Below are 26,510 nucleotides of genomic sequence, written 5' to 3'. Positions count from 1 at the left end.
CGATGGCGTCAGTGACAGGGGAAGTTCTGGGTATGCCGGAAGTCGTGAGCCGCGTTGTGGAACGCGATCGCCGGCGAAAAGCCGACCATGAACAGCAGGCCGAGGCCGAGGAAAGCCGCGAGCGCGACCGCCACGGGGCGCTCGGACGCGCGGGCACCGACGGTGACGGGGGCGAGGGTCGAGGTCGTCATGGGTCTGTCTCCAGCCGCCCCACCGGCGGCAACGCGGGATCCTGTCGTGACGGCAGGTCTCCTGGCTCGCAGCTCGACGCCCCTGCCGCCTTCCCGGATCGCTCCGGTGGCCCTCGGCAGGCGCTCGCCGCTCACAGTTGCGGGGGCAGCCGCGGAATCGGGGTTCGCACCCCTCACCGCATTCCCTTTTCACCCCGTCGCCGGGGCACCGTCACGCGGTCGTTGTAGACGCATGACAGCTCTCGCACAACGGAGGCGCGGCGGAATCATTTCCGCCGCCTCGCGAACGGTGGGGACTGGTCAGCGGGCCGGGGATCCCCACGGTCGCGGCGGCCGGGCTGGCCGTCCATAGCCACAACCGAGATGCGTGATCGTGATGAGAGTCCTGTGGCTGGTCCTTGCCCTTCTCGCGGCGTCATCCCTGCCGGCCCGGGCCGATGACACGGATGCCGCGCTCAAGGCGGGGAACCTCGTCCTGGAGCAGGGCAGCGCGATCACGCTTGTGGCGGAAGACCTGTATCTCTCGGAGCAGGAAGTCAGGGCCGATTACCGGTTCCGCAACCCGACCGGAACCGACATCGCGGCCATCGTGGCGTTCCCGATGCCCGACCTCGTCGGCGCGCCCGTGATGGCAGTTGCCATCCCCGATCCGGCCCAGGCCAACGTCCTCGCCTTCAACGCCACGGTCGATGGCCAGGCCGTTCCGTGGCAGCTCGACCAGCAGGCCTTCCTGATGCGCAACGGCCAGTCGGTCGAGATCACCACCGAGCTTCACCACCTGGGCCTCCCGCCCGTACCGACCGTTGCGGCGACAAAGGTCCCGCTGCGCCGGCTGTCGGAGCCGCGGCGACACGCCCTGATCGAAGCCGGCTTTCTCGATCGGCAGGTCCACAAGGACGGGACGATCTCGGACGTCCCGCTCTGGACGCTGAAATCGCGGTACTGGCGCCGGCAGATCTTTCCGGCAGGGCGCGATGTCGCCGTTCGGCAGAGCTTCACGCCGAGCCTCAGCGGGCAGTCCAGCCTTTCGTTCGGTTCGCCGGATCTGGGTTCGTCCCAGATGGCGCGTTACGCCGACCGGTTCTGCACGGATCCCGCCTTCGCGCGCTCGGCCCAGGCCCTGTATCGGCGGGCGAGCGCCGACGGCAGCCGGTCCTTCCAGGCGTACGAACGCTATCTCACCTATCTCTTCCCTGCCGGGACCGGAACGATCGGCACGTTCAAGCTGATCGTGGACAAAGGTGATCCGTCCACGATGGTCGCGTTCTGCGGCAGCGATCTCAAAAAGACGGGTCCGACGACCGTCGAGATGGTCGTGAAGGACTTTGTGCCGCGCCGCGATATCGATGTGCTCTTCCTGAAGAGCGCTCCGCGCGTATCGGCTTTGCCCCCTCTATAAGAATGTTCCGGCTCCGCGTTCGGCCCGGCTCCGGATCGTCCGGCTGCTGAAACGGCCCGTTGCGAGGCCGCTGACCGCTAGGGCGCGTCCTTCGTCTGCCCCGGTCTCGCATCTCCGTCGCGGGCCTTGAGGGCATCCGCGTAGAGCCGCGCCACATCCCGGTGGAACGCCGCCCGCGAATCGGCTCGCGTGTAGAACATGTGCCCCCCGGGATAGACCGCGAGGTCCAGGCGCCCGGCCGCGTAGGCGGGGGCCTGGGCGAGCAGGAGCTTCGAGGCGAAGTAGGGGGTCACGAGGTCCGTGAAGCCGTGCGCCACCAGGACCCGGAGCTGCCCGTCGAGCGCCAGGGCGCCCTTGAGATTAGAGAACACCTCCGGCGCCTGCCGTCCCGAGCCCCAGCTCCAGCCGTGATTCACGGCGTTGTTCAGGAGCTCGTAGCGCATGTTCGGCACGGGCCACTTGAGCGTGCGGGCGTAGAGGTCGAGCATCGCGCTGGTCAGCGGTGCCTGAATCGCAGTGAGCTGCGGATCGTCGAAGTTCGACTGCGTTGCGTCCGGATTCGGGTCCCATCCGGTGATCCCGGTGTCGTAGGCGCTGGCGACGCGACCCCCGGCCCGGTCGATCTCGCGCTGGACGCTCCGGGTGGACAGCCGCGCCGCCTGAGAACGCACGAGCGCGGCGTCGAGCCCGACCAGGCGCGCGACCGTCTCGGTCATCCGGGCGACCGCGCCTGCATCGGACGGACCTTTGAGCAGATCCGACAGATATGGGCCGGAGGCGTAGGCCTCGGCCTCCCCGAGCAGCGCCGGCGTCGGCACGGTGCCCTTCCGCTCCAGCGCACCGGCCGCGAGGGACGGCAGCTTGAGCACGTAGCCCCAGGGATTGGCCCGGGGCGCCTCCAGCCACGCGAAATCGAGCACCGGCGAGAGCAGCACCATTCCGGACAGGCCGACGCCGATATCCTCCTGAAGCTTTTCGGCGATCAGCGGACCCCGGAAGCCGCCGTAGCTCTCACCCACGTAGAATTTCGGGCTCGCCATGCGGTCGTTGACGCGCAGATAGCGGGCGATGACGGCCGACAGGGTCGCGGCGTCCGAATCGACCGACCAGTAGGCCTTGCCGTTGCCGTCCGCCGCGCGGCTGTAGCCGGTTCCGACCGGATCGATGAAGACGAGGTCGGTGAAGTCGAGCCACGTGCCGTCATTCGGGGTGAGCGCCACCGGCTGCGACGGGCTGATGCGGTCGCCGCCGGTCGGCAGTCGCCAGGGGCCGATCGCCCCGATGTTCAGATAGGCCGAGGCCGCACCGGGGCCGCCATTCACCGCGAAGGTGACCGGGCGCGGGCGCCCGGCCTCGGGCGCCATCGTGTAGGCCACGTAGGCGATCTCGGCCTGAAGCTTCCCCGATTCATCGACCAGCGGCAGGCTTCCGGCGGTGGCGGTGAAGGCGAGCGTCCGGCCATCGGGCAGCACCAGGCTGTGCTGCGTCGTCGAATCGGGCGGCAGGCGGCGTCCCTCGGGACCGCGGGGCGCCTGCCGGGCCTCCGGCTGGGGATGGCCATGCGGCGCCTCCTGGGCGCCGAGCGGCAGGGACGCGCTGAACGCCAGGGCGAGGCCGAGCGCGGCGCAGGCGAAACCTTTGTTGCGGATCACGGTCAGGCCTTCTTGTTCCAGCGACCCGAATCGTCCTGCTGCCAATAGGCGACCGTGTGGCCGGCCTCCTTGGCCTGCTTCCATTGCTCACGGGCACGCAACAGGGCGTCCTGATCGGTCCCGTCGAACAGGATGCAGATCCGTTCGTAGGAATCCGCATCCGGCGGCAGGTCGGCGCCTTCCACGAGGAAGCGGATCGAGGCCGTGTTGGGGTTCACGTCCCGCAGGGTCAGGATCACCGGCTGGCTCCCGGCATCGGGCTCGCGGTCGGTGCCGTGCGGCAGGAAGCTCTCGTCCGAATAGGTCCAGAGATGATCGTCGAGCGCCTGAAGGCGCTCCTCGGTGGCCGCCTGGATCGCAGCCTGCCAGCCCCGGTCGAGGGATCGCTCGACCAGGTTCGGCAGCACCTTCTCCAGCGGCTGGCGCTGCATGTGGTAGAACAGGATCTCTGTCACGGCTGCCGAGATATAGGGTCCCGCAGTCCGATGCGAGCAGCGGCGCGCCGCCGCGCCTTCAGACCAGGCGGCTCTGCTCGATCGCCGCGCCGACGAAGCCCTTGAACAGCGGGTGCGGCTCGAAGGGTCGCGACTTCAGCTCCGGGTGAAACTGCACGCCGATGAAGAACGGGTGCCCAATATGCTCCACCGTCTCGGGCAGAAGCCCATCCGGCGAGACGCCCGAGAAGCGCAGGCCCTGGGCCTCCAGCCGCTCGCGATAGGCCATGTTGACCTCGTAGCGGTGGCGGTGGCGCTCGGAGATGTCCGTGGTGCCGTAGATCTGGGCGATCTTCGATTCGGGATCGAGCTTCGCGTCGTAGGCGCCGAGCCGCATCGTGCCGCCGAGATCGCCGGCGGCCGCGCGCCGCTCCAGCTCGTTGCCGCGCAGCCACTCGGTCAGCAGGCCGACCACCGGCTCGGCGGTTTCGCCGAACTCGGTCGAGTTCGCCTCCGGTAGGCCGGCGAGGGCGCGCGCCGCCTCGATCACCGCCATCTGCATGCCGAAGCAGATGCCGAGATAGGGGATGCGCTTCTCCCGGGCGAAGCGGGCTGCGCGGATCTTGCCCTCGGCACCCCGCTGTCCGAACCCGCCCGGGACCAGGATACCGTTGAGGCCTTCGAGGAAGGGCGCGGGATCCTCGCGCTCGAACACCTCGGCCTCGATCCATTCGAGGTTGACCTTCACCCGGTGGCTGATGCCGCCATGGGTCAGCGCCTCGGTCAGCGACTTGTAGGCGTCCTTGAGCCCCGTGTACTTGCCCACGATGGCGATGGAGACCTCGCCCTCCGGGTTGCGCACCCGCTCGGCGATGGTCTTCCAGCGGCCGAGATCCGGCTCCTCGCCGTGCTCCAGGCCGAAATGGCCGAGCACCTCGCGGTCGAGACCGGCCTGCCGGTAGGAGAGCGGCACCTCGTAGATCGACGCGACGTCCCGGGCCTCGATCACCGCGGTCTCGCGAACATTGCAGAACAGGGCGAGCTTGCGCCGCTCGTCGACGGGGATGTCGCGGTCGCAGCGGCAGAGCAGGATATCGGGCTGGATGCCGATCGAGCGCAGCTCCTTCACGGAATGCTGCGTCGGCTTGGTCTTCAACTCGCCCGCGGACGGGATGTAGGGCAGCAGCGTCAGGTGGACGTAGCAGCAGTTGCCCCGGGGGAGTTGCTGACCGAGCTGGCGGATCGCCTCGAAGAACGGCAGCCCCTCGATATCGCCCACCGTGCCGCCGATCTCGACCAGCACGAAGTCGAACGCGTCGTTGCCTTCGAGGACGAAGTCCTTGATCGCGTTGGTGACGTGCGGGATCACCTGAATGGTCGCGCCGAGGTAGTCGCCCCGGCGCTCCTTGGCGATGATGTCCTGGTAGATCCGGCCGGTGGTGATGTTGTCGGCCCGGCTCGCCGGCACGCCGGTGAAGCGCTCGTAATGGCCGAGGTCGAGGTCCGTCTCGGCGCCGTCGTCGGTGACGAAGACCTCGCCGTGCTGGGTCGGGCTCATCGTGCCCGGATCGACGTTGAGATAGGGGTCGAGCTTGCGCATCCGAACCCGGTAGCCGCGGGCCTGAAGCACCGCCGCCAGGGCCGCCGAGGCCAGCCCCTTGCCCAGAGAGGAAACCACGCCGCCGGTGATGAAAACGTACCGCGTCATGGGCTTCGGTCCATAAAGAAGAGGCCGGCGTTTGCCAAACGCCGAATGCCCCGGCCCGTGTGGGAGCTGGGGATCGCTGGGCGCATTTGACGGCCCGGCACAGGCCGGACCGTCATGATTCGGGTTGGCTCCGGGTCAGCGCGACTGCGGCGCGTCCGGGACTCCCGGCTGGGCAGGAGCGGGTTGGGTAGGAGCGGGCTGGGCAGGAGCAGGCTGGGAGGGCTGGGCCGGCGCGGTGGCGGGGGCACGGTCCTGCTGCTGGCGCAGCGTGTCGAGCAGGTTGTCGGCGCCGGTCGGCTGCTTGGCGGGCTGACCCGCCTGCGGTGCGCCGGTGTCGAGGATCGATTTCGGCGCCTGCGCGCGGTGCGACATCACGGCTAGCAGCAGGCTGGTCGCGAAGAACAGCGCCGCCAGGATCGCGGTGGCACGCGTCAGGGCGTTGGCTTGGCCGCGGCCGGTCATGAAGCCCGCGACACCGCCGCCGCCCCCGCCGCCCAGCCCGAGGCCGCCCTCGGAGCGCTGCAGCAGCACGACGCCGATCAGCGCGAGCACGATGATGAGGTGGACGACGATCAGGACGGTCTGCATCGGTGTTCCGGAGGCGTGGTCTGGTCCGCGCGGCGGTCGCTGAGGGCCGGTCGCGGGGACCGCAGGGCGCGCGCAGGCGGCCGCTGCTCAGGACAACAGCCGCATATCTCGCTCGGCGCATACACCAATCGGGACCCGGCGCCAACTCGTTGATCGCGTGCGGATCGCGCGTTTCCCTCGCACCAACGTCTCGGCTGTGCTCTGATCCAGCGGGTAAGGACGGATCACCCAATCCCCGTCCCACGCCGGGAAGAACGCCATGCCGATGTCACGCCGCGCAGCGCTCGCCGCTGTCCTCGCCACGTCCGCGCTGATGGAGCCGGTATCCGCTGCCGAGCAGCCCCAAGACCAGAAGGCCGTGGTCGAGACGCAAGTGGATGCGCTCACGAAGGCCCTCCTCGCCGGCGACGGCGCTGCCCTCGACGCGCTGACCCATGACGGGCTCAGCTACGGTCATTCGAGCGGCGTCGTGCAGGACAAGGCGGCCTTCATCGCGCCGCTCGCCAGCAAGCGCGCCTCCTTCCCGAGCATCACCCTGTCGGACCGCTCGGTATCGGTGGTGGGCGACGATGCGATCGCCCGACATGTCTTCACCGGGGAATCGGTATCGGACGGCAAGACCTCCCCGGTCCATATCGGCGTGCTGCAGGTCTGGCACCGCGATGCCGGCCGCTGGCGCCTGCTCGCCCGTCAGGCCTTCAAGATCTGACGGGCGCGGCCCACAGCAGGGCGATCGCCAAGAGCCGTGCCCGATCGCGTTGCAATCGAGCACGGCTCAAATCCTTTGTTGTGACGCGCTCTCTTGCGCCGAACCGGTGTCCCCTTCGGCGGAGAGCGCTTCAGTACTTCGACGGGACGTGCATCTCGGCCGGGATCGGCGCGCGGATATAGTCGGCGTGCCGGACCCGTGCCGGCAGCTCCACCGCCGGATGTTCCACCGTGCCGTAGGGGATCTGCTCCAGCAGGTGGTGGATGCAGTTCAGCCGCGCGCGCTTCTTGTCCACCGCCTCCACGACCCACCAGGGCGCCTCGGGGATGTGCGTGCGCGTCAGCATTTCCTCCTTGGCGTGGGTGTAGTCCTCCCACCGGCGGCGGGATTCGACGTCCATCGGGGAGAGCTTCCACTGCTTCAGCGGGTCGGCGATGCGCATGTTGAAGCGCACGGCCTGCTCCTCGTCGGTGATCGAGAACCAGTATTTCAGCAGCACGATCCCGGAGCGCACGAGCATCCGCTCGAACTCGGGCACCGAGCGGAAAAACTCCTCGACATCCGCTTCGGTGCAGAAGCCCATCACCCGTTCCACGCCGGCCCGGTTGTACCAGGAGCGGTCGAACAGCACGATCTCGCCGCCGGCGGGCAGGTGGGCGATGTAGCGTTGGAAATACCACTGCGTGCGCTCGCGCTCGCTCGGCGCCGGCAGCGCGGCGACCCGGCAGACGCGCGGGTTCAGGCGCTGGGTGATCCGCTTGATCACGCCGCCCTTGCCGGCCGAATCGCGCCCCTCGAACAGCACGACCACGCGCAGCTTGTTGTGCTGCACCCAGTCCTGAAGCCGGACCAGCTCGTGCTGGAGGCGCAGGAGTTCCCGGAAATAGAATCGACGGTCCAGGCCGGATCCGGTCCCACCCTCGAGACTGTCGAGACGATCCTCCTCGAAGCCGAGTTCGATCTCCTCGTCGTAACTGTCGAGGATCTCCCGGCGGATCGCCTCCATCAAGGAGGCGTCGGTGAGGCTCTGATCGTCCGTCATGGTTCGAATCGCGGTGGTGGAAGACCGCGTTTCCTAAGCAGGATCGTATGACAGCCCCGAGAACGTTCTGACGGTGCGCGTCCGCGGGCTCACGCGTAGGCAGCGCAGATCCCCAGGAAATCCTCGGCGACAAGGCTGGCGCCGCCGACCAGCGCGCCATCGACATTGTCCACCGACAGCAGTTCGCGGGCGTTGCCGGGCTTCACGGAGCCGCCGTAAAGGATGCGGATCTTCTGCGCCTCGTCGCCGACCAGTTTGTCGAGCATCTCGCGCAGAGAGGCGTGGACCTCCGCGATGTCCCGCGGGGTCGGGGTCCGGCCGGAGCCGATCGCCCAGACCGGCTCGTAGGCGATCACCGTGTCGGCCGCCGTGGCGCCCTTCGGCAAGCCGATGGCGAGCTGGGCGCGGACGATGTCGAGGGCACGGCCCTGCTCGCGCTCCTCGATGGTCTCACCCACGCAGATGATTCCGCACAGGCCCGCCCGCCGGGCGCCGAGCGCCTTGGCGTGGACGCCGTCATCGGTCTCGTGGTGATAGGCGCGCCGCTCGGAATGGCCGACGATCACGTAGCGGGCGCCGAGATCGGCCAGCATCTCGGCCGAGATCGAGCCCGTGAAGGCGCCGCTCGGACGCGCGTGCAGATTTTGGCCGCCGATTGCGATGGGCGAGCCGGCTGCCGCCGCGACGCAGGCACTGATCAGCGTCGCGGGCGGGCAGATCAGCACGTCGATGCGGCCGGCCAGCTCCGGGGAGAGACCGCCGCGGATCGCTTCGACCACCTGGATCGACGCCCGCGTGCCGTTCATCTTCCAGTTGCCGGCGACCAGCGGTCTGCGCCCCGACTGCGTCATTCCTGTCCCGCCTCGCTATGCCGTTTGCAAGTTGTCGCGGCCTACCAGAGCGAGCTTGAGCGCGCAAACCGATGCGGATAGCCGAGCCTTTGCCTGTGGACGCGAATGGTCTATCGCGGTCGGCTTTCAGGACACGTGCCGTCCCGGCGACGGGGCGGCCGCCGAAGGTATCCGATCGCAATCATGCTTCAGGGCATCCGCAACGCCAGCCAGCATTGGCTCGGCAAGATCGTCTTGACGGTCATCTTCACCCTGCTGATCGCGGGCGTGGGCATCTTCGGCGTCGAGGAGTTCTTCCGCGGCGGCGCCAACAGCAACGTGGCCACGGTCGGCAGCACGCCGATCACCGCCGAGCAGGTGCGCCAAGCCTATCAGAACCAGATGCAGCGCTACCAGGTGCAGCTGAAGCGCGCGCTCACCCCCGATCAGGCGCGAATGCTCGGCCTCGACCGGCAGGTCATGGCGCAGCTGATCACCGAGGCCGCCCTCGATCAGAAGACGCATGATCTCGGCCTCGCGGTGCCGGATTCCGCGGTGATCCGGGCGATCCACGACGAGAAAAGCTTCCAGAACGCGCAAGGGCAGTTCGAGCCGCAGCTGTTCTACCAGACCCTACAGCGGGCCGGGTTGAACGAGGGGATGTTCGTGCGCGAGCAGCGCTCGGTGATCGCGCGCCTGCAGCTCGCCGAAGCCGTCTCGGCCGACCTGCACGTGCCGGTGGCGTTGCGCGAGGCCGTCCACCGCTACGCGACCGAGCGCCGCGCCGCGTCGTACCTGATGCTGACGCCCTCGACCGCCGGTCAGATCCCGGATCCGACCGACGAGGAGCTGAAGAGCTGGTACGAGGCCAACAAGTCGGGCTTCCGCGCGCCGGAATTCCGCACCGCCAACCTTCTGGTGGTCGATCCGGACGCGATGGCCAAACCCGATGCGATCAGCGAGGCCGATGCCCGCGCCGCCTACGCCCTGAACAAGGATCGTTTCGGCAGCCCTGAGAAGCGCACGATCCAGCAGATCGTCTTCCCCGACAGGATCGCCGCCGAGGCCGCCCGCAAGGCGATCGAGGACGGCTCCAAGACCTTTGAGGCCGTCGCCACGGAGCGCGGCACCGATGACAAGGACCTCGCCCTCGGGACGCTCAGCAAAGCCGAGCTGTTCGACACCGTGGTGGCCGATGCCGCCTTTGCGCTGCCGGAGGGCGGCGTCAGCCAGCCGGTCCAGGGTCGCTTCGGCACCGTGCTCCTGCGCGTGACCAAGATCGAGCCCGGGACCGTGAAGCCGTTCGAGGCGGTGGAAGGCGAGATCCGCAAGGGCCTTGCGCTCGCCCGCGCCCGCGACGCCATGGAGACGACCCGCGACGCGATCGAGGATCAGCGCGCCGGTGCCAAGCCGCTCACCGACATCGCGGCGGAGCGCGGCCTCAAGCTGATCGCCGTGAAGGCCGTGGATCCCAACGGCAAGGACCCCGAGGGGAAGAAGGTCGCCGACATCCCGGATGCCGACACCACGCTGCCGGCCCTGTTCCGCGCCGAGATCGGCGGCGACAACGAGCCCCTGCGGACCAAGGCCGGCGGCTACGTCTGGTACGACGTGACCAACATCGACCCCGCGCACGACAAGCCGCTCGATCAGGTGAAGGACGGCGTGAAGGCCGGCTGGACCGCCACCGAGATCGCCAAGCGCCTCCAGACCAAGGGGCGCGAGCTTGTGGAGAAGATCAACAAGGGCGAGTCCATGGAGGATGTCGCCAAGGACGTCGGCATCAACCTGCAGGAAGCGCAGGACCTGTCGCGCAACCAAGCCAAGGACATGCTGACGGCCGACGACGTCAACCTCGTCTTCGCGACGCCGGTGGGCAAGGCCGGGACTGCGGCGGCGAACGACTCACGCGCGGTGTTCAAGGTGACGTCCGCGACCGTGCCGGCCTTCGTGGCCGAAAGCCCAAGCGACAGGACGATCGCGCAGAACTTCCAGTCCGCGCTCGCCGACGACGTACTGTCCGAGTACATCACCGAGGTCCAGAAGAACGCCGGCGTGAAGGTCGACGCGACGGCCCTGCGCCGGGCCATCGGCGGCGAGTATTGAGGCGATGGCCGAAGCGTCTGACTACGCGGCCTTCGCGGAGCGCTACGAGGCCGGCCAGCCGAGCTTCGTCGCGCTGAGCCTCGTGGCCGATCTGGAAACGCCGGTGGCGGCCTTCCTCAAGCTGCGCGCGCGGCATGCGGGTCCGGCCTTCCTGCTGGAATCGGTCGAGGGCGGCGCCGTGCGTGGGCGCTACTCGATGATCGGCCTCGATCCGGATCTTGTCTGGCGCTGCCGGGATGGCGTGCCCGCGATCGCCCGCGGGGCCGACCTCACCCATTTTGAACCCGACGACCGGGCGCCGCTCGCGAGCCTGCGCGCCCTGATCGCCGAGAGCGCTATCGGCGACGAAGGCCAGGATCTGCCGCCCATGGCGGCGGGCCTGTTCGGCTATCTCGGCTACGACATGGTCCGCGCCATGGAGCGGCTGCCGGAGCCGAACCCCGATCCGCTGGGCGTGCCCGACGCGATCCTGGTCCGGCCGCGGGTGATGGTGGTGTTCGACTCAATCCGGGACATCATCACCGTGGTCTCGCCGGTGCGGCCCGCCGCCGGTATCGCCGCGCGATCGGCCTACGAGGATACGCTCCAGCGCCTCGACCGGGTTGCGGAAGCCCTCGAAGGACCGCTGCCGATCGAGGCCCGGGTGGACCTGTCCGCGGTCGCCCATCCCGAGCCGGTCTCGAACACGACGCCGGACGACTTCTCCGCCCGGGTGGCGCGGGCCAAGGAATACATCGTCGCGGGCGACGTGTTTCAGGTGGTGCTGTCGCAGCGCTTCTCGGCGCCGTTCACCCTGCCGGCCTTCAGCCTGTACCGCTCGCTCCGGCGCACCAACCCGGCGCCGTTCCTCTGCTATCTCGATTTCGAGACCTTCCAGATCGTCTGTTCCTCGCCGGAAATCCTGGTGCGGGTGCGCGAGGGCACCGTCACGGTGCGCCCGATCGCCGGAACCCGCCGCCGCGGCGCGACGCCGGCCGAGGATGCGGCCTTGGCCGAGGAGCTGCTCGCCGATCCCAAGGAGCGGGCCGAGCATCTGATGCTGCTCGACCTCGGCCGCAACGATGCCGGCCGGGTCTCGCGGATCGGCAGCGTCCGGGTGACGGATTCGTTCTTCATCGAGCGCTACAGCCAAGTGATGCACATCGTGTCGAACGTGGAGGGCGACCTCGACCCGCGCCACGACCCGCTCGACGCCCTGGCGGCGGGTTTCCCGGCCGGCACGGTCTCGGGTGCCCCGAAGGTGCGGGCCATGGAGATCATCGACGAGCTGGAGCACGAGAAGCGCGGGCCCTATGCCGGCTGCATCGGCTATTTCGGTGCGCGGGGCGAGATGGATACCTGCATCGTGCTCCGCACGGCGGTGGTGAAGGACGGGCGGATGCACGTCCAGGCCGGCGCCGGGATCGTGTACGATTCCGATCCTGCCTCCGAGCAGCAGGAATGCGTCAACAAGGCCAAAGCTTTGTTCCGGGCCGCCGAGGAGGCGGTGCGGTTCGCCGCTCAGGCGAAGCGCGGGCAATAAAGGGTGGCGCTTCGGACTCTCCAGGACAGAACCTCATCCTGAGGTGCCGAAGCGCAGCGGAGGCCTCGAAGGAGACCTCCAGTCCGCATCGCGATTCTTGGAGCCCTCCTTCGAGGCCCGCTGACGCGGGCACCTCAGGATGAGGTCTCTGGATGGGGAGGGCGAGCTGAGCATCACGCCCAGTTGACCGCCTCGCCCCGAGCGGTCACATCGCCTCCATGCCCGAGCGTGCCGCCGCGATGCCCAACGTCCTCGTTATCGACAACTACGATTCCTTTACGTGGAATCTCGTGCACCTGATCGGCCCGCTTTGCGGCGCGATCGACGTGGTGCGCAACGATGCGCTGACCGTCGCCGATATCCGCGCCAAGGCCCCGGACGCCATCGTGCTCTCGCCCGGCCCCTGCACGCCCAACGAGGCGGGGGTGTGCCTCGATGTGGTGCGGGACCTGTCGGACGAAATCCCGATCTTCGGCGTCTGCCTCGGCCTCCAGGCGATCGGCCAGGCCTTCGGCGGGGACGTAGTCCGGGCGCCGCTGCCGCTGCACGGCAAGGTCTCGACCATCCGGCATGGGGCCAGCGGCCTGTTCCGCGGCCTCAACGACAGTTTCGAGGCGACGCGCTACCACTCCCTGGTTGTCGACCGCGCCAGCTGCCCGGCGGCGCTGAAGGTGACTGCCGAGGCGGACGGTCTGATCATGGGGCTGGAGCATGCCGAGCGCCCGCTCCACGGCGTGCAGTTCCATCCGGAAAGTATCCGCTCGCAGCACGGCACCGAGATCGTGAAGAATTTTCTGGATCTCGCCGCCGCCTGGAACGCGGCGCGTGACAGGACCCGCTCCGACGTGCATTGACCCGCGGGAGGCCGGGGCGGCCCTCCGACAGAGCGCATGGACAGTTTCAGACCCCATCTCGCGAAGGTCGCCGGGGGCCTCGCCCTCGACCGCGCCGAGGCGCGGGCAGCCTTCGACGACCTGCTGTCGGGCGAGGTGACGCCGGTCCAGGCCGGCGCCTTCCTGACCGCCCTCAAGGTCCGCGGCGAGACCATCGCGGAGATCGTCGGCGCCGCAGAAGCGATGCGGGCGCGCATGACCCGCGTCGCGGCGCCTGAGGGCGCCATCGACGTTGTGGGCACCGGCGGCGACCATTCCGGCAGCGTGAACGTCTCGACGCTCGCCGCCATCCTGGTGGCCGCCTGCGGTGTGCCGGTCGCCAAGCACGGCAACCGTGCCGCGACCTCCCGCTCCGGCGCCGCCGACGTGCTGGCTGCGCTGGGCGTGAAGCTCGGGCTCGATGCCGAGGGCCAGGCCCGCTGCCTGGACGAGGCCGGCCTCTGCTTCCTGTTCGCGCAGACCCACCACCCGGCGATGCGGCACGTCGCGCCGGTGCGCTCGGAACTGCCGGTCCGGACAATCTTCAACCTGCTGGGTCCGTTGAGCAATCCGGCCGGGGTCGCCTACCAGCTGTTCGGCGTGGCCCAGGAGGCTTTGGCCGAGCCGCTGACCCGGGTGCTCGCGGAACTCGGCAGCCGCCGGGTCTGGACCGTTCACGGCTCGGACGGACTCGATGAGATCACCGTCACTGGTCCGACCCGGGTGGTCGCCCTGGACGAGGGCCGGATCTCCCGCTTCACCATCGATCCGCGAGAGCTCGGCCTGACGCTTCGCGCGCCCGAGGAATTGCGCGGCGGTGATCCCGAAGACAACGCCCGCGCGCTCGAAGCGGTGCTCGCCGGTGCGCGCAACGCCTACCGGGACATCGCGGCGCTCAATGCGGGCGCTGCACTCGTGGTCGCGGGCGCCGCACCGACCCTGGCGGACGGGCTCGCGCGGGCGCAGGATGCCGTCGAGTCCGGGGCGGCCCGGGAGACGCTCGCCCGGCTCGTCCGTGCCTCGAACGACCGCTCCCATGGACAGGAGGGCCGATGAGCTCGCTTACGCAAGAGCCGACCCACGAGACGGGCGCCGAGGCGCCGACCGAGCGGCCCAACGTGCTCGCCAAGATCGAGGCCTACAAGCGCCGGGAGATCGCGGAGGCGAAGTTGCGCGTGCCCCTGGCCAAGCTCGAGCGCAAGGTCGCACAGGCCGACCCGGTCCGCGGCTTCGCGGCGGCGATCCGTGCGCACCTGGCGGAGAATCGGCCGGCCCTCATCGCCGAGGTGAAGAAGGCCTCGCCCTCGAAGGGTCTGATCCGGGCCGATTTCGACCCCGCCACCCTGGCGGCCGCCTATGCGGCCGGCGGCGCGACCTGCCTGTCCGTGCTGACCGACGAACCCTCGTTCCAGGGGCGGCCGGACTATCTGACCGCGGCGCGCGCGGCCTGCGGGCTGCCGGCCCTGCGCAAGGATTTCATGTTCGAACCCTATCAGGTCTACGAGGCCCGGGCCTGGGGGGCGGACTGCATCCTCGTCATCATGGCCTGCCTCGATGACGACGAGGCCGTCGCGTTGGTCGAGACCGCGCATCTCCTCGAGATGGACGTTCTGGTCGAGATCCACGACGAGGCCGAGCTGGCCCGGGCAATCCCCCTGGGCACGGCGATGATCGGGGTGAACAACCGCAATCTCAAGACCTTCGAGGTCTCGTTCGAGACGGCGATCCGCCTCGGGGCCGGCATCCCCGCCGACCGGATCGCCGTGGCCGAGAGCGGCATCGGCGATCACGCCGACGTGGCCCGCCTCGGGAAGCACGGTCTCGGCGTCGTGCTGGTCGGCGAGAGCCTGATGCGGCAGGCCGACGTGACGGCCGCGACCCGCACGCTGCTGTTCGGGGACGGCAACGGGGACGACAAGGGGAACGGCAAGGACGCCAAGAAGCGGAAGAAGGGCTGAACCATGGAGCCCGGCACGACGCTCACCCATCTCGATACCAGCGGCGCGGCCAATATGGTCGACGTCACCGACAAGCCCGCCACCGATCGCACTGCCCGGGCGGAGGGCACCATCGTGATGGAGCCCAAGACCCTGGCGCTGATCCGCGAGGGGGATGCCAAGAAGGGCGATGTGATCGGCACCGCGCGGCTCGCCGGCATCATGGCGGCCAAGCGCACCCACGAGCTGATCCCCCTATGCCACCCGCTGCTCCTGTCCAAGGTTCGGGTCGAGATCGAGCCCGACGACGCGTTGCCGGGTCTGCGTATCGCCGCCGAGGTGCGGGTGCAGGGACCGACCGGTGTCGAGATGGAGGCGCTGACTGCGGTGTCGGTGGCGTGCCTGACGGTCTACGACATGGTGAAGGCGGTCGATCGCGGCATGCGGATCGAGGGCATCCGGCTGACCGCGAAGGATGGCGGCCGCTCCGGCGCCTACCGGGCGCCCGCTTCATGAGCGGCCTGATACCGGTCGCCGAAGCGCTGGCGCGGGTTCTGGCGAGCGTCACGGGGTCGGTCGAGGCCGAGACCGTGCCGCTGGCTCAGGCTGCCGGGCGGACGCTGGCCGCCGACATCGCCGCCACCCGCACGCAGCCGCCGTTTCCGGCCTCCGCCATGGACGGCTACGCGGTCCGGAGCGCCGACGCCGACGTCGCGGGGGCGACCCTGCGCCTGATCGGGACCAGCGCGGCCGGCCACGGATTCTCGGGCGGCATCGGTCCCGGCGAGGCGGTGCGGATCTTCACCGGGGCACCGGTGCCGGACGGCGCGGACGCGATTCTGATCCAGGAGGATGCGCAGGCCAACGGCGCGACCGTGCGGGTGGTCGAGCCGGTGGAGCCTAGGCGGTTCATTCGCCGCGCCGGGCTCGATTTCACGGCCGGAGACACGCTGCTGACGGCCGGCCTGACCCTGGATGCGCGACGCCTCGCCTTGGCGGCGGCGGCCGGCCATCCGGAACTGCCGGTCCGGCGCCGCCCCCGGGTGGCGATCCTGGCCACAGGGGACGAACTGGTCGAGCCCGGCGCGATTCCGGCCTGGGATCAGATCGTCGCGTCGAACAGTCTCGCCCTCGGGGCGCTGGCCGCCGAGGCGGGGGCGGAGATCATCGATCTCGGTATCGCTGCGGACGATCACGCGGCCCTGGCGGACGCCTTCCGGCGTGCCCGCGAGGCCCGGGCCGATCTGCTGGTGACGCTCGGCGGCGCATCGGTCGGCGACCACGATCTCGTCCAGGCCGCGCTGGCTCGGGAGGGCCTGGAACTCGGCTTCTGGCGGGTGGCGCTCCGGCCCGGCAAGCCGCTGATGCACGGCCGCCTCGGCGACATGCTGGTAATCGGGCTGCCGGGAAACCCGGTTTCGTCCATCGTCTGCGGGCTGCTGTTCGTGGTGCCGGCGATCCGCGCGCTCCAGGGTGATCCTCAGGCCGGTGCGGATCGCAGCGAGCCGGCTTTGCTCGGTCGCGACCTCGCGGCCAACGATGGACGGGCCGACTACATGCGCGCGCGCCTCGCCATCGAGCCGGGTCAGCTGCCTGTAGCAACACCCGAGCAGCGCCAGGATTCCTCGATGCTGGCGGTCCTGGGCCAAGCCGAGGCGTTGCTAATCCGCGCGCCGCATGAGCCCGCCGCCCGGGCCGGTGATCCCGGCCGGATCATCCGGCTGGACCGCCGCCTGCTCTGAGGGGGGCAGGCGTCACCCGCCACACCTTAAGGGGGCCGGGCAGGCTGAGCGGCACCAGCCTATCGGAATGCGCCGTGCCCTGGGTAAGCCGTGTGGCGACGGCCGTCTCGGCCTGAAGATCCTCGGCCGGTCGGGCCGGGCAGGCGACGAGGTAGTCGACCCTGAAATCCGTCAGCACCCGATCCAGATCCGCCTCTGTGCCCCCGAGCCCCTCGATGGCCGCGGCGAGACCCGGAATGGCCCGGTGATACGGCGCCGCCACGATCCGGTGCGGCGTGTGCAGCAGGATCGCGGGCCCGAGGAGGATCGGAGCCAGGACGGTGCCGGGCGGCAAGGTTTTGAGAGGCGCCACCGCCTCCTCGCTGCGGCAGGCACCCGCGCCGGCGGGATCCGGCGCCGTCCGCGCAGCGGGGACCAGCGCCTCGGCGAGAACGGCGGGCGCCATCCAGACCGTGCTGATGAGGCCGCCGCCTAAGATCGCCATGCCCCATCGGGGCAGGCTGTTTCGGGGGCCAATAGCATCCCGGAGCGCGCTCGAGCCGTGCCCGTTGCCATCGAGGACGGCTCCGGACCTTTTTCGTGGTGCGCTCCCCCCCGAATCGACGTCCACTCCGGCGGAAAGCGCTCGAGTCAGAATGGCCCCCGCCACCAGCGGCACGAAGCCGGAGACGATGTAGAGGCCACGGAACTGGAATAAGCCGAGGATCAGGCCGGGCCACAGGAACAGAGCCATGACCGCCCAGGCCCGCCGCTGCGGTCCGCGCCAGGCCATCCAGGTCGCGGCGGCTGTGGCGAGTACCACCACCGGATAGAACATTAGGGCTTCCCACTGCCCCCGGGCGATGAATTTCGGCAGCGAGGCCATCTCGTTCACCGTGAGCAGCCAGTGATCCCGCACGAGGGGTGGCATGTCGGGGAACGGTCCGCCCAGGCAGATCGGGAAGGCGAGGGCGAAGCCGGCGAGCAGGATCGCGCCGCAGAGGCCGGCGACGGCGCTGCGTGCCCGGATCGACGCGAGCCGATCACCAGCTGCAGTGGCGCAGAGGGCCAGGAGCAGGCCACCGAGGGTGAGCCACAGCCAGGGTGGCGAGAGCGCGTCGCAGCGTGTGGCGGTCCAAAGCCCGGGCGCCGTCTGCGCGGCGAACAGCGCCGGCGCGGCGACGCCGAGCCCGAGGCCGAAGCCGGCCAGGAGCGGGCGCGCAGGGCGACCGCGCAGGCACCAATCCCCAACGAGGAACAGGGCCGCCACGGCGATGGACGGCAGCCCCTCCAGCCCGACCGCCAGCGACAGCGCCGCCAACGCGCCGCCGATCAGGCCGCTCCGCAAGCCGCCCCGGATCATGCACAGGGCGAGGCCGACGATCGCGATGATCTGGACGTTGTGGTGGTCGACCCGCCCCACCGCGAACTGGAGGGTCACGCCGAGGGTCTGCGTCGCCGCGATGAGCGCGAGGATCGCCGCGTGCCGGCCGAAATTCGCCCGCGCACCGCGATACAGAACCCCGCAATACAGCCCGAACAGCAGCAGCGGCCACAGGACGGCGGCCAGACCCTCTGCGAGGCCCCGGCCGGCCACGGGCGTCAGGATCAGGATCAACCCCGCGATCGGCGCATCCACCAGCCGCGACCAGTGGCTCGGAACGCCCGCGGGGGCGAGGAAGCGGTACTGAAGATTATCGTACCAGCCCTGGCCGGCGAGGAGGTCACGCACCTCTACAAGGCGCATGGCGTCGTCGGTATCCGGCACGCGCAGGTGATGGATCGTGGCCCACAGGTCGGCGGGCGGCACCAATGTGGCGAGGCACAGTCCAGCCAGCATCCACAGGACGCTACGGGGCGCGACCCGGACGTGCGGTCGGGCAGTCGGCAGCGCCGGAGCAGGCATGGTCTGTCACTGAGACGGGCAGCCGAGGCCCTCGGCAGCGAGGTTGCGCCGACAGGCTTAACGATCGGTCAAGACCGGTTATTTCCGCTGCCTTCAACGCCTTCGAGACGCCTGGGATTGTCCGGTGACGAGCACTTTTCGCGCCGGAGACTGGCATTCGCCGGCACGTCACGCCTGGACCGCCAGCGATTCCTTAACCATGGCTCCGCATCCTCGCGGCAGGTCGGCGCTGCGCGCGTCGTGCGACCCAAGAATCGCCGGAGCACGGGATGAGCCACCACACCGAGACGCTGGTGATCGGCGCGGGGCCCGCGGGCCTCACCGCCGCCTACCTGCTGTCGAAGCAGGGCCGGTCCGTCACGGTTCTGGAGCGCGATCCGGCCCAGGTCGGCGGGATCTCGCGCACGGTCTCCCACAACGGTTACCTGTTCGATATCGGCGGGCACCGGTTCTTCTCGAAATCCCAGGCGGTGGTCGATCTCTGGGATGAGATCCTGCCGAACGACTTCATCGAGCGCCCGCGCCTGTCGCGGATCTATTACCGCGGCCGCTACTACGCGTATCCGCTCAAGGCCTTCGAGGCGCTGCGGAATCTCGGTCTGCTCACCAGCGCGGCCTGCATGGCGTCGTACTTCTACGCCCGCCTGCGGCCGGTGCGGGAGCCGAAGACGTTCCACGCCTGGGTCCGCAATCAGTTCGGCGAGCGGCTGTTCTCGATCTTCTTCAAGACCTACACCGAGAAGGTGTGGGGCATGTCGTGCGATGCAATCTCGGCTGATTGGGCGGCGCAGCGCATCAAGGGGCTCGACCTCGGCTCGGCAATCCGCGACGGGATCAAGCGCTCGCTCGGCCTGCGCAAACGGGCTCGTGCGGGCGCCCCGGTGATCAAGACGCTGATCGAATCGTTCCGCTACCCGCGGCGCGGCCCCGGCATGATGTGGGAGGCGGCCGCCGCCAAGATCCGGGGGCAGGGCGGGAAGGTGCTGCTCGACCGCGGCGTCGATTCCCTCAGCTTCGACGCCGGAACCGGCATCTGGACCGTGGCGGCCCGTCGCGCCGATGGCAGCCGCGAGACTTTCACGGCTCGCAACGTGGTCTCCTCGGCTCCAGTCCGCGAGCTGGTGGATTCGATCCGGCCGCGCCCGCTGAGCACCTTCAATGCCCGGTCGCTGCAGTATCGCGACTTCCTCACCGTCGCTCTCATCGCGAAGTCGCAGAAGAATTTCCCCGACAACTGGATCTACATTCATGATCCATCGGTGCAGGTCGGGCGAGTGCAGAACTTCCGCTCGTGGTCCCCCGAGATGGTGCCGGACGCGGACCATACCTGCCTCGGCCTCGAATATTTCTGCTTCGAGGGCGACGGGCTGTGGAGCGCCTCGGACGATGAACTCGTCGCGCTCGCCAAGCGCGAGATCGGGCAGATCGGTCTGATCGACCCCGCCGAGGTCGTGGATGCCTGCGTGGTCCGGCAGGCCAAGGCCTATCCCGTCTACGATGAGGAGTATGCCGGCCACGTCGCCACGGTACGCCGCGAGCTGGAGCGGGATTTCCCGACCCTGCACCTCGTCGGCCGCAACGGCATGCACAAGTACAACAACCAGGACCACGCGATGATGACCGCGATGCTCACCGTGGAGAACATCCTCTGCGGTCAGCGCCGACACGATGTCTGGCGGGTCAACGAGGATGCCGAGTACACGGAGGCCGGCCTGTCAGGGGCCGAGGCGGCTCTGGGCAGCGAGCGGCTGGTGCCGCGCAAGGTCGCCTGATCGGCGACAGGGTTCGGGCCGCGTCACCGGCGCGGCTTGTCCCTCGAAGTCGCGGCTCTATCGTTGCCACCCGGACATGCCCGACACCAGGGCGGCCGGGAGGATACGTCACGATGCGATCATTGATCATCGCCGCGCTGCTGGCCGGTGTCGCCGCGCCGGCCCTCGGGCAGGGCGCCGCGCCCGCCGAGACGAAGGCCAAGACCGACGACCTGCAGAAGCTCGAAGGCTTCCACAGCACGGACACGCAGCCCGCCCCCGAGATTCCGCAGACCGGCCGGCGCGCCGACGCGATCCGCAAGAACCTCGCGAAGGTCAAGCTGCCCGAGGGCTTCAAGATCGACCTCTACGCGGTGGTGCCGGATGCGCGCTCGATCGCGGTCGGCCCCAATGCCGGCGTGCTGTTCGTCGGCACGCGCAAGAACAAGGTCTACACCGTCACCGACCGCGACAAGGACCGGGTCGCCGACGAGGTCCGCGCCTTTGCGCCGGGCATCGACTTCAAGATCCCGAACGGCGTCTGCTTCTCGAAGGACGGCGTACTCACCGTGGTGGAGCAGAACCGCGTCCTGGCCTTCCCGGCCGCCGAGTTTTTCTATGAAAATCCCGACGTGGCGGCCGGCGTGCTCGTGAAGCAGGGCGAGTTGATCCCGACCTCGGAAGAAAGCTTCAACCACACCGCCCGCGTCTGCCGGGTCGGCGCCGACGGCAAGACCTACATCGCGCTCGGACAGCCCTACAACGTGCCCCCGGCCGAGAAGCTGGACCTGTACCGGAAAGTGGGGATCGGCGGCATCATCCGCATGGATGCCGATGGCAAGAACCGCGAGGTCTACGCCACCGGGATCCGCAATTCGGTCGGGATCGATTTCGCCGCCGACAAGTCGCTCTGGTTCACCGACAACCAGGTCGATGGCATGGGCGACGACAAGCCGCCGGGCGAATTGAACCACGCCACCAAGGCGGGCGAGACGTTCGGCTTCCCGTGGTTCGGCGGCGGCGCGGTGCGCACGGTCGAGTACAAGGACCAAACTCCGCCGGCCGACGCGGTCGCCCCGATGGCCGAGTTGCCGCCGCACGCGGCGGATCTCGGCCTGACCTTCTACAACGGCAAGCAGTTCCCGGCGGCCTACAAGGGCGGGATCTTCATCGCCGAGCACGGCTCGTGGAACCGCACCGAGCCAGTGGGCGCCCGGGTGATGTTCGCCAAGCTCGGGGCCGACGGCAAGGTCGAGTCGGTCAAGCCCTTCGCGGAGGGCTGGCTCACCGGCGACGGCGAGTATCTCGGCCGTCCGGTGGACGTGGCGGTGATGCTCGACGGCTCGCTGCTGGTCTCGGACGATTCCGCCGGGGCGATCTACCGGATCTCGTACGAGAAGTAGTTTTTTGCGACTTGGCGCCTCCCTGCAAGGGAGGCGCTGCCGTTGCGAGCAAGCGCGACGCGCTCCCTCTCCCGTTCGGGAGAGGGTTGGGGTGAGGGATGCGAGCTCTCCACAAAGTTCTCGACCCTCACCCTGTCCCTCTCCCGCAAGGGAGAGGGGACCCGCGCTTCACCCGGAGGCGATTGGGCTTGTATTGGCCGCTTCAAAAGTTCGAGTTCGCCCGATGATCCGTCCGCTGCTTGTCCTCGCCGCTACCCTCGTCCCACTCACGGCCCAAGCCGGCGATGCGGCGCTCGGCAAGAAGCACGCGACCGCCTGCCAGACCTGCCATGGGATGGACGGTCTCTCGAAGCTACCGGAGGCGCCGAACCTCGCCGGGCAGGTCGAGCCCTATCTGGTGAAGGCGCTCACCGAGTACCGCGACGGCAAGCGGCAGAACGAGATCATGAACGTGGTCGCGAAGGAACTGTCGGACGCCGATATCGCCAATCTGGCGGCGTATTACTCGGGTATCCAGATCGACGTGCTGCCGCCGGGATAAGCGCCATCGCCGTCATTGCGAGCGCAGCGAAGCAACCCGGGGCAGCGGGCCGTCGACAAGCGTCGCGAAGTTGGATTGCTTCACGCCGCTCGCAGCGACGATGTTGATCAATCGTCCATCTTCAGCGCCGCGATGAACGCCTCCTGCGGGATCTCCACCCGCCCGAACTGGCGCATCTTCTTCTTGCCTTCCTTCTGCTTGTCCAACAGCTTGCGCTTGCGCGAGATGTCGCCGCCGTAGCACTTGGCGGTGACATCCTTGGACAGGGCCTTGATCGTCTCGCGGGCGATGATCTTGCCGCCGATCGCCGCCTGGACCGGGATCTGGAACAGGTGGCGGGGGATCAGGTCCTTCAGCTTCTCGCACATGGCCCGGCCCCGCGACTCCGCGCGGGTGCGGTGGACCAGCATCGAGAGGGCGTCCACCGGCTCGGCGTTGACCAGGATCGACATTTTCACGAGGTCGCCCTCGCGGTAATCCGAGACGTGATAGTCGAACGACGCGTAGCCCTTCGAGATCGATTTCAGCCGGTCGTAGAAGTCGAACACCACCTCGTTCAGCGGCAGGTCGTAGACCACCATGGCGCGCTTGCCGACGTAGTTGAGGTCGATCTGGACGCCGCGGCGGTCCTGGCAGAGCTTGAGCACGCCGCCGAGATATTCGTCCGGCGTCAGGATCGTGGCGCGGATCCACGGCTCCTCGATCATCTCGATCTTCATGATGTCCGGCATGTCGGCCGGGTTGTGCAATTCCTTGGTCTCGCCGTCGCGCATCTTCAGGCGATAGACCACCGAGGGCGCCGTGGAGATCAGGTCGAGGTTGAACTCGCGCTCCAGCCGCTCCTGGATGATCTCCAGATGCAGAAGCCCCAGGAAGCCGCAGCGGAAGCCGAAGCCGAGGGCGGCCGAGCTCTCCATCTCGTACGAGAACGAGGCGTCGTTGAGCCGGAGCCGGCCCATGGCCGAGCGCAGGTTCTCGAACTCGGCCGCATCCACTGGGAACAGGCCGCAGAACACCACCGCCTGGACTTCCTTGAAGCCCGCCAGCATCTCTGTGGTCTGGCGCTTGTCCTCGGTGATGGTGTCGCCGACGCGGGTGTCGGCCACCTCCTTGATCGAGCCGGTGAAGAAGCCGACCTCGCCCGGGCCCAGCGCGTCGATATCCGCCATCTTGGGCCGGAACACGCCGATCCGGTCGACGCCGTAGACGGCGTCGGCGCCCATCATGCGGATGGTCATGCCCTTCTTCAGGTTGCCGTCGATGATCCGCACCAGCACGACGACGCCGAGATAGGCGTCGTACCAGCTGTCCACGAGCAGAGCCTTGAGCGGCGCGTCCCGGTTGCCCTTCGGTGCCGGCAGGCGGGTGACGATCGCTTCCAGCACCGCCTCGATGTTGAGGCCGGTCTTGGCCGAGATCGGCACGGCGTTCGAGGCGTCGAGGCCGATCACCTCCTCGATCTGCTCCTTGACCCGCTCAGGCTCGGCGGCCGGCAGATCGACCTTGTTGAGGACGGGCACAATTTCGTGATTGGCGTCGAGCGCCTGATAGACGTTGGCCAGCGTCTGCGCCTCGACGCCCTGGGACGCATCCACCACCAGCAACGAGCCCTCGCAGGCGGCGAGCGAGCGGGACACCTCGTAGGCGAAGTCGACGTGGCCGGGCGTGTCCATGAGGTTCAGGACGTAGTTCTGGCCGTCCTGCGCCTTGTATTCCAGGCGCACCGTCTGCGCCTTGATGGTGATACCGCGCTCCTTCTCGATATCCATCGAGTCGAGCATCTGCTCGCTCATGTCGCGCAGCGCGACGGTGCCGGTGGCCTGGATCAGCCGGTCCGCCAGGGTCGATTTGCCGTGATCGATATGAGCGACGATCGAGAAGTTGCGGATGAATTCGATCGGGGCTGTCATCGGCATTCCGTTCGGGCGCGCGAAGACGCGCACCGTCTGATGTCGGGGCGTGTTCGGAAAGAGCGGCTCCCGCGCGAGATAGCAGTGCTACGGGAAGGCGCCAAGCGCAGCCGCGGCCGGCGCGCCATCCTGTCGCCGGACAAGCAGAAGGGCGGGGGCCGGCTCAATCCGGCCCCCGCCCGAGCTGTCGAAGAGTTACCTGCGCCGCGGCGAACGTCTTAGCGTCCGCGGTCGCGGATCAGGCGTTCGATCTCGGCCTCGCCGTGGGTGCGCGCCTTGGCCTCGGTCGGGTGCTTCCGGTCCGAGCGCTGATGCAGCTTGCCGTGCTTGCGGATGCTCCACTGGTACATGGAGCCGCTGTCGCCGACAGGTTCCACGTCGAGGCTGAAGGGGTAGGTATCTGTCTGGGTCTCGCTCATGGCCTCGATATGGGGCATTCAGCGACGTTTCGCCATGCCCTGGCGTGAAGTCCTTGCGGCGTCAGGCCTCCGGAACGGTCGTGCGCGCCCGCGCGGCCATGGCGACGAGGCTCTTGCGCAGCGCGCCCATGTCGTCGATGCGTTCAGGATAGACCGCCCGGGCGGTACGGTCGCCCGCCATCAGGTCCATTCCCTCGGGATCGAGGCCGGTCAGCCGCCAGGGCAGCCCTTCTTCGGCGCCGCTGCCGGCGGCGTAGAGGGCGAGCGCGTCCGCATGGTCGGCGTTCATGTGCTCGACCGCTCCGCGCTCGCCTGCCACCACGGCCTCGGCCCCGGAGAGGTCGAGGAGCAGCTGGTCGCGGGTCAGCGTCGCGGCCTTGGCGAAGCCGCCGTTGAGGTGGCCGGCCTCCGGATCGAGGGCGAAGAAGCCGAAATCGGGAAAGTCGGCGTAGAGCTTCGCCTTGGGGTGGCGGGCAAGGAACCGCTCCCGCGCCCGCATCTCGCCGGTCTGCTGGGCGCGCCCGACCACGGTGAGCCGGGGATGCGCGAGGGGATCGCCTTTGCCGGTCTGCGCAAACAGCAGCGAGCAGCGCGGGTTCGCGAGCAGGTTGCGGGTATGGGCCGAAAGCCGCGAGAGCAGCATCAGCGGCGTGCCGTCGACATCGGTGGCGATGGTCACCAGGGAGGCGAAGGGCGCGCCGTCCGGATCCAGGGTCGCCAGAGCACCGGAGCGGATGCCGCGCAGGAGGCTCCGGGCGAGCCCGATCGCGTCGAAGGGTGCCTCGTCGGCCGGCAGTGGCCGGGCCGGTCCACGCGGTCCGGGTGCATTTCCACCGGTCTCGCCCATGCCGTTCCTCCCCCACGCGAATTGCCGCCGCACACGCCCGACACGTTAGCGGGGCCGGGGCCGACGCGCGAGGTATTCGGCCCGCGTCAGATCGGCCGTTACGGCCAAGCTATGACCGCCGCTCGCTTTTTCCGATCGGGCGTACTAAAGCACCTGTCCCTTCGCGTGCGCCGGGCTCCGCTGAAATCGCCCGGTTCGCGCTCTTGTCTGCCCCTCGGGGGCCGGGACACGGCGCGGCCTGCGCGTAAAGCCAGGACCGCGCCCAAACCCGTTCAGTCAGGGATCGCGCATGCCGACCATCGCCCTCGTCGACGACGACCGGAACATTCTCACCTCGGTCTCGATCGCGCTTGAGACCGAAGGCTACCGCATCCAGACCTACACGGACGGTGCCTCCGCGCTCGACGGCCTGCGCCATTCCCCGCCGGATCTGGCGATCTTCGACATCAAGATGCCGCGCATGGACGGGATGGAGCTTCTCCGACGCCTGCGGCAGAAATCAGACCTTCCCGTGATCTTCCTGACGTCGAAGGACGAGGAGATCGACGAGCTGTTCGGCCTCAAGATGGGCGCCGACGACTTCATCCATAAGCCGTTCTCGCAGCGCTTGCTGGTGGAGCGCGTTAAGGCGGTGCTCCGCCGCTTCGCCAAGGAGGCCCCCGGCGCAACGCCGCGCGGGGCCGAGGAGATCGCGGCCCGCTCGCTCGAGCGCGGCCTGCTGATGATGGATCCCGAGCGCCACACCTGCACGTGGAAGGGCGAGGCGGTGACCCTGACGGTCACGGAGTTCCTGATTCTCCAGGCCCTCGCGCAGCGCCCCGGCGTCGTGAAGAGCCGCAACGCCCTCATGGACGCGGCTTACGACGATCAGGTCTATGTCGATGACCGGACCATCGACAGCCACATCAAGCGCCTGCGCAAGAAGTTCAAGGTGACCGATCAGAGCTTCGATATGATCGAGACGCTCTACGGCGTCGGCTACCGGTTCAAGGAGGCGTGATCTTCAGGATCCGTCGCGTGTC

At 68.8% G+C, this 26,510-nt stretch carries 24 protein-coding genes and 1 riboswitch; of the genes, 13 read left to right on the top strand and 11 right to left on the bottom strand.

The window, feature by feature from the left end:
- Window positions 1–8: 8 nt before the first annotated feature.
- The gene (locus MKK84_RS20050) at window positions 9–191 is read right to left on the bottom strand and encodes a CbtB domain-containing protein (protein WP_243922830.1); all 183 of its coding nucleotides are present in this window, start codon (window positions 189–191) and stop codon (window positions 9–11) included.
- Window positions 192–224: 33 nt separating this feature from the next.
- A riboswitch (cobalamin riboswitch) is annotated at window positions 225–419 on the bottom strand.
- Window positions 420–567: 148 nt separating this feature from the next.
- Between MKK84_RS20050 and MKK84_RS20045 the strand changes: the two genes are divergently transcribed.
- On the top strand, window positions 568–1,590 hold the full coding sequence (locus tag MKK84_RS20045; protein WP_243922875.1) for a DUF4424 family protein: 1,023 nt from the start codon (window positions 568–570) through the stop codon (window positions 1,588–1,590).
- A gap of 77 nt (window positions 1,591–1,667) precedes the next feature.
- Here the strand turns inward: MKK84_RS20045 and MKK84_RS20040 are convergent, their stop codons facing one another.
- From MKK84_RS20040 to secG, 4 genes are all read right to left on the bottom strand, one after another.
- Entirely contained in the window at window positions 1,668–3,326 is a 1,659-nt protein-coding gene (locus MKK84_RS20040; RefSeq protein WP_409566528.1) for a S10 family peptidase, read from the bottom strand.
- A complete protein-coding gene (locus tag MKK84_RS20035) occupies window positions 3,245–3,697 on the bottom strand; it encodes a DNA polymerase III subunit chi (RefSeq protein ID WP_243922826.1) in 453 nt (150 codons plus the stop codon). The genes MKK84_RS20040 and MKK84_RS20035 overlap by 82 nt, the downstream gene beginning before the upstream one ends.
- 58 nt (window positions 3,698–3,755) lie before the next feature.
- A complete protein-coding gene (locus tag MKK84_RS20030) occupies window positions 3,756–5,384 on the bottom strand; it encodes a CTP synthase (RefSeq protein ID WP_243922824.1) in 1,629 nt (542 codons plus the stop codon).
- A gap of 135 nt (window positions 5,385–5,519) precedes the next feature.
- Window positions 5,520–5,972, bottom strand: a complete 453-nt coding sequence (gene secG / locus MKK84_RS20025; protein ID WP_243922822.1) for a preprotein translocase subunit SecG — start codon at window positions 5,970–5,972, stop codon at window positions 5,520–5,522.
- Between the two features lie 259 nt (window positions 5,973–6,231).
- On the opposite strand from secG, the gene MKK84_RS20020 reads away from it, so the two are divergent.
- Window positions 6,232–6,681, top strand: a complete 450-nt coding sequence (locus MKK84_RS20020) for a nuclear transport factor 2 family protein (protein WP_243922820.1) — start codon at window positions 6,232–6,234, stop codon at window positions 6,679–6,681.
- A gap of 130 nt (window positions 6,682–6,811) precedes the next feature.
- On the opposite strand, the gene ppk2 is transcribed toward MKK84_RS20020, so the two are convergent.
- On the bottom strand, window positions 6,812–7,723 hold the full coding sequence (ppk2, locus tag MKK84_RS20015) for a polyphosphate kinase 2 (protein WP_243922818.1): 912 nt from the start codon (window positions 7,721–7,723) through the stop codon (window positions 6,812–6,814).
- Between the two features lie 89 nt (window positions 7,724–7,812).
- The gene (tpiA, locus tag MKK84_RS20010) at window positions 7,813–8,574 is read right to left on the bottom strand and encodes a triose-phosphate isomerase (RefSeq protein WP_243922816.1); all 762 of its coding nucleotides are present in this window, start codon (window positions 8,572–8,574) and stop codon (window positions 7,813–7,815) included.
- 183 nt (window positions 8,575–8,757) lie between these two features.
- On the opposite strand from tpiA, the gene MKK84_RS20005 reads away from it, so the two are divergent.
- From MKK84_RS20005 to glp, 7 genes are all read left to right on the top strand, one after another.
- On the top strand, window positions 8,758–10,659 hold the full coding sequence (locus tag MKK84_RS20005; protein ID WP_243922814.1) for a peptidyl-prolyl cis-trans isomerase: 1,902 nt from the start codon (window positions 8,758–8,760) through the stop codon (window positions 10,657–10,659).
- A gap of 4 nt (window positions 10,660–10,663) precedes the next feature.
- Entirely contained in the window at window positions 10,664–12,181 is a 1,518-nt protein-coding gene (gene trpE, locus MKK84_RS20000; RefSeq protein WP_243922812.1) for an anthranilate synthase component I, read from the top strand.
- A gap of 239 nt (window positions 12,182–12,420) precedes the next feature.
- Window positions 12,421–13,035 (top strand): anthranilate synthase component II, encoded by a 615-nt coding sequence (locus tag MKK84_RS19995; protein ID WP_243922873.1) that lies wholly within the window; start codon window positions 12,421–12,423, stop codon window positions 13,033–13,035.
- A 36-nt stretch (window positions 13,036–13,071) separates the two neighbouring features.
- Window positions 13,072–14,109: an anthranilate phosphoribosyltransferase gene (gene trpD / locus MKK84_RS19990; protein WP_243922811.1), complete on the top strand. Its 1,038-nt coding sequence runs from the start codon at window positions 13,072–13,074 to the stop codon at window positions 14,107–14,109.
- Window positions 14,106–15,011 (top strand): indole-3-glycerol phosphate synthase TrpC, encoded by a 906-nt coding sequence (gene trpC, locus MKK84_RS19985; RefSeq protein ID WP_243922809.1) that lies wholly within the window; start codon window positions 14,106–14,108, stop codon window positions 15,009–15,011. The genes trpD and trpC overlap by 4 nt, the downstream gene beginning before the upstream one ends.
- A 3-nt stretch (window positions 15,012–15,014) precedes the next feature.
- The gene (moaC, locus tag MKK84_RS19980) at window positions 15,015–15,506 is read left to right on the top strand and encodes a cyclic pyranopterin monophosphate synthase MoaC (RefSeq protein ID WP_243922807.1); all 492 of its coding nucleotides are present in this window, start codon (window positions 15,015–15,017) and stop codon (window positions 15,504–15,506) included.
- Complete coding sequence (glp, locus tag MKK84_RS19975) at window positions 15,503–16,732, top strand: gephyrin-like molybdotransferase Glp (protein ID WP_243922805.1); 1,230 nt, start codon at window positions 15,503–15,505, stop codon at window positions 16,730–16,732. Before moaC ends, glp begins: the two co-directional genes overlap by 4 nt.
- Here glp and MKK84_RS19970 read toward each other — a convergent pair.
- Window positions 16,704–18,617 carry a hypothetical protein gene (locus tag MKK84_RS19970; RefSeq protein WP_243922803.1) on the bottom strand — a complete coding sequence of 638 codons (1,914 nt, stop codon included), beginning with the start codon at window positions 18,615–18,617 and terminating at the stop codon, window positions 16,704–16,706. The genes glp and MKK84_RS19970 overlap by 29 nt on opposite strands.
- Before the next feature lie 269 nt (window positions 18,618–18,886).
- Between MKK84_RS19970 and MKK84_RS19965 the strand changes: the two genes are divergently transcribed.
- From MKK84_RS19965 to MKK84_RS19955, 3 genes are all read left to right on the top strand, one after another.
- The gene (locus tag MKK84_RS19965; RefSeq protein ID WP_243922801.1) at window positions 18,887–20,389 is read left to right on the top strand and encodes an NAD(P)/FAD-dependent oxidoreductase; all 1,503 of its coding nucleotides are present in this window, start codon (window positions 18,887–18,889) and stop codon (window positions 20,387–20,389) included.
- Between the two features lie 113 nt (window positions 20,390–20,502).
- Window positions 20,503–21,771 (top strand): PQQ-dependent sugar dehydrogenase, encoded by a 1,269-nt coding sequence (locus MKK84_RS19960; protein WP_243922799.1) that lies wholly within the window; start codon window positions 20,503–20,505, stop codon window positions 21,769–21,771.
- A 223-nt stretch (window positions 21,772–21,994) separates the two neighbouring features.
- The gene (locus tag MKK84_RS19955) at window positions 21,995–22,312 is read left to right on the top strand and encodes a c-type cytochrome (protein WP_243922797.1); all 318 of its coding nucleotides are present in this window, start codon (window positions 21,995–21,997) and stop codon (window positions 22,310–22,312) included.
- A gap of 107 nt (window positions 22,313–22,419) precedes the next feature.
- Here the strand turns inward: MKK84_RS19955 and lepA are convergent, their stop codons facing one another.
- From lepA to MKK84_RS19940, 3 genes are all read right to left on the bottom strand, one after another.
- Window positions 22,420–24,222, bottom strand: coding sequence for a translation elongation factor 4 (gene lepA, locus MKK84_RS19950; protein WP_243922795.1), 1,803 nt, complete (start codon window positions 24,220–24,222; stop codon window positions 22,420–22,422).
- A gap of 218 nt (window positions 24,223–24,440) precedes the next feature.
- Window positions 24,441–24,659 carry a hypothetical protein gene (locus MKK84_RS19945; RefSeq protein ID WP_243922793.1) on the bottom strand — a complete coding sequence of 73 codons (219 nt, stop codon included), beginning with the start codon at window positions 24,657–24,659 and terminating at the stop codon, window positions 24,441–24,443.
- 43 nt (window positions 24,660–24,702) lie between these two features.
- Window positions 24,703–25,488 carry a HugZ family protein gene (locus MKK84_RS19940; RefSeq protein WP_243922791.1) on the bottom strand — a complete coding sequence of 262 codons (786 nt, stop codon included), beginning with the start codon at window positions 25,486–25,488 and terminating at the stop codon, window positions 24,703–24,705.
- Between the two features lie 289 nt (window positions 25,489–25,777).
- Between MKK84_RS19940 and MKK84_RS19935 the strand changes: the two genes are divergently transcribed.
- The gene (locus MKK84_RS19935; protein ID WP_243922789.1) at window positions 25,778–26,488 is read left to right on the top strand and encodes a response regulator transcription factor; all 711 of its coding nucleotides are present in this window, start codon (window positions 25,778–25,780) and stop codon (window positions 26,486–26,488) included.
- Window positions 26,489–26,510: the final 22 nt, after the last annotated feature.

The sequence above is a fragment of the Methylobacterium sp. E-065 genome (genome assembly GCF_022829605.1).
In the GTDB taxonomy this organism is placed as follows: domain Bacteria; phylum Pseudomonadota; class Alphaproteobacteria; order Rhizobiales; family Beijerinckiaceae; genus Methylobacterium.
Note: the sequence above shows the minus strand (reverse complement) of the source record. Positions and strands in the feature narration are given on the sequence as shown.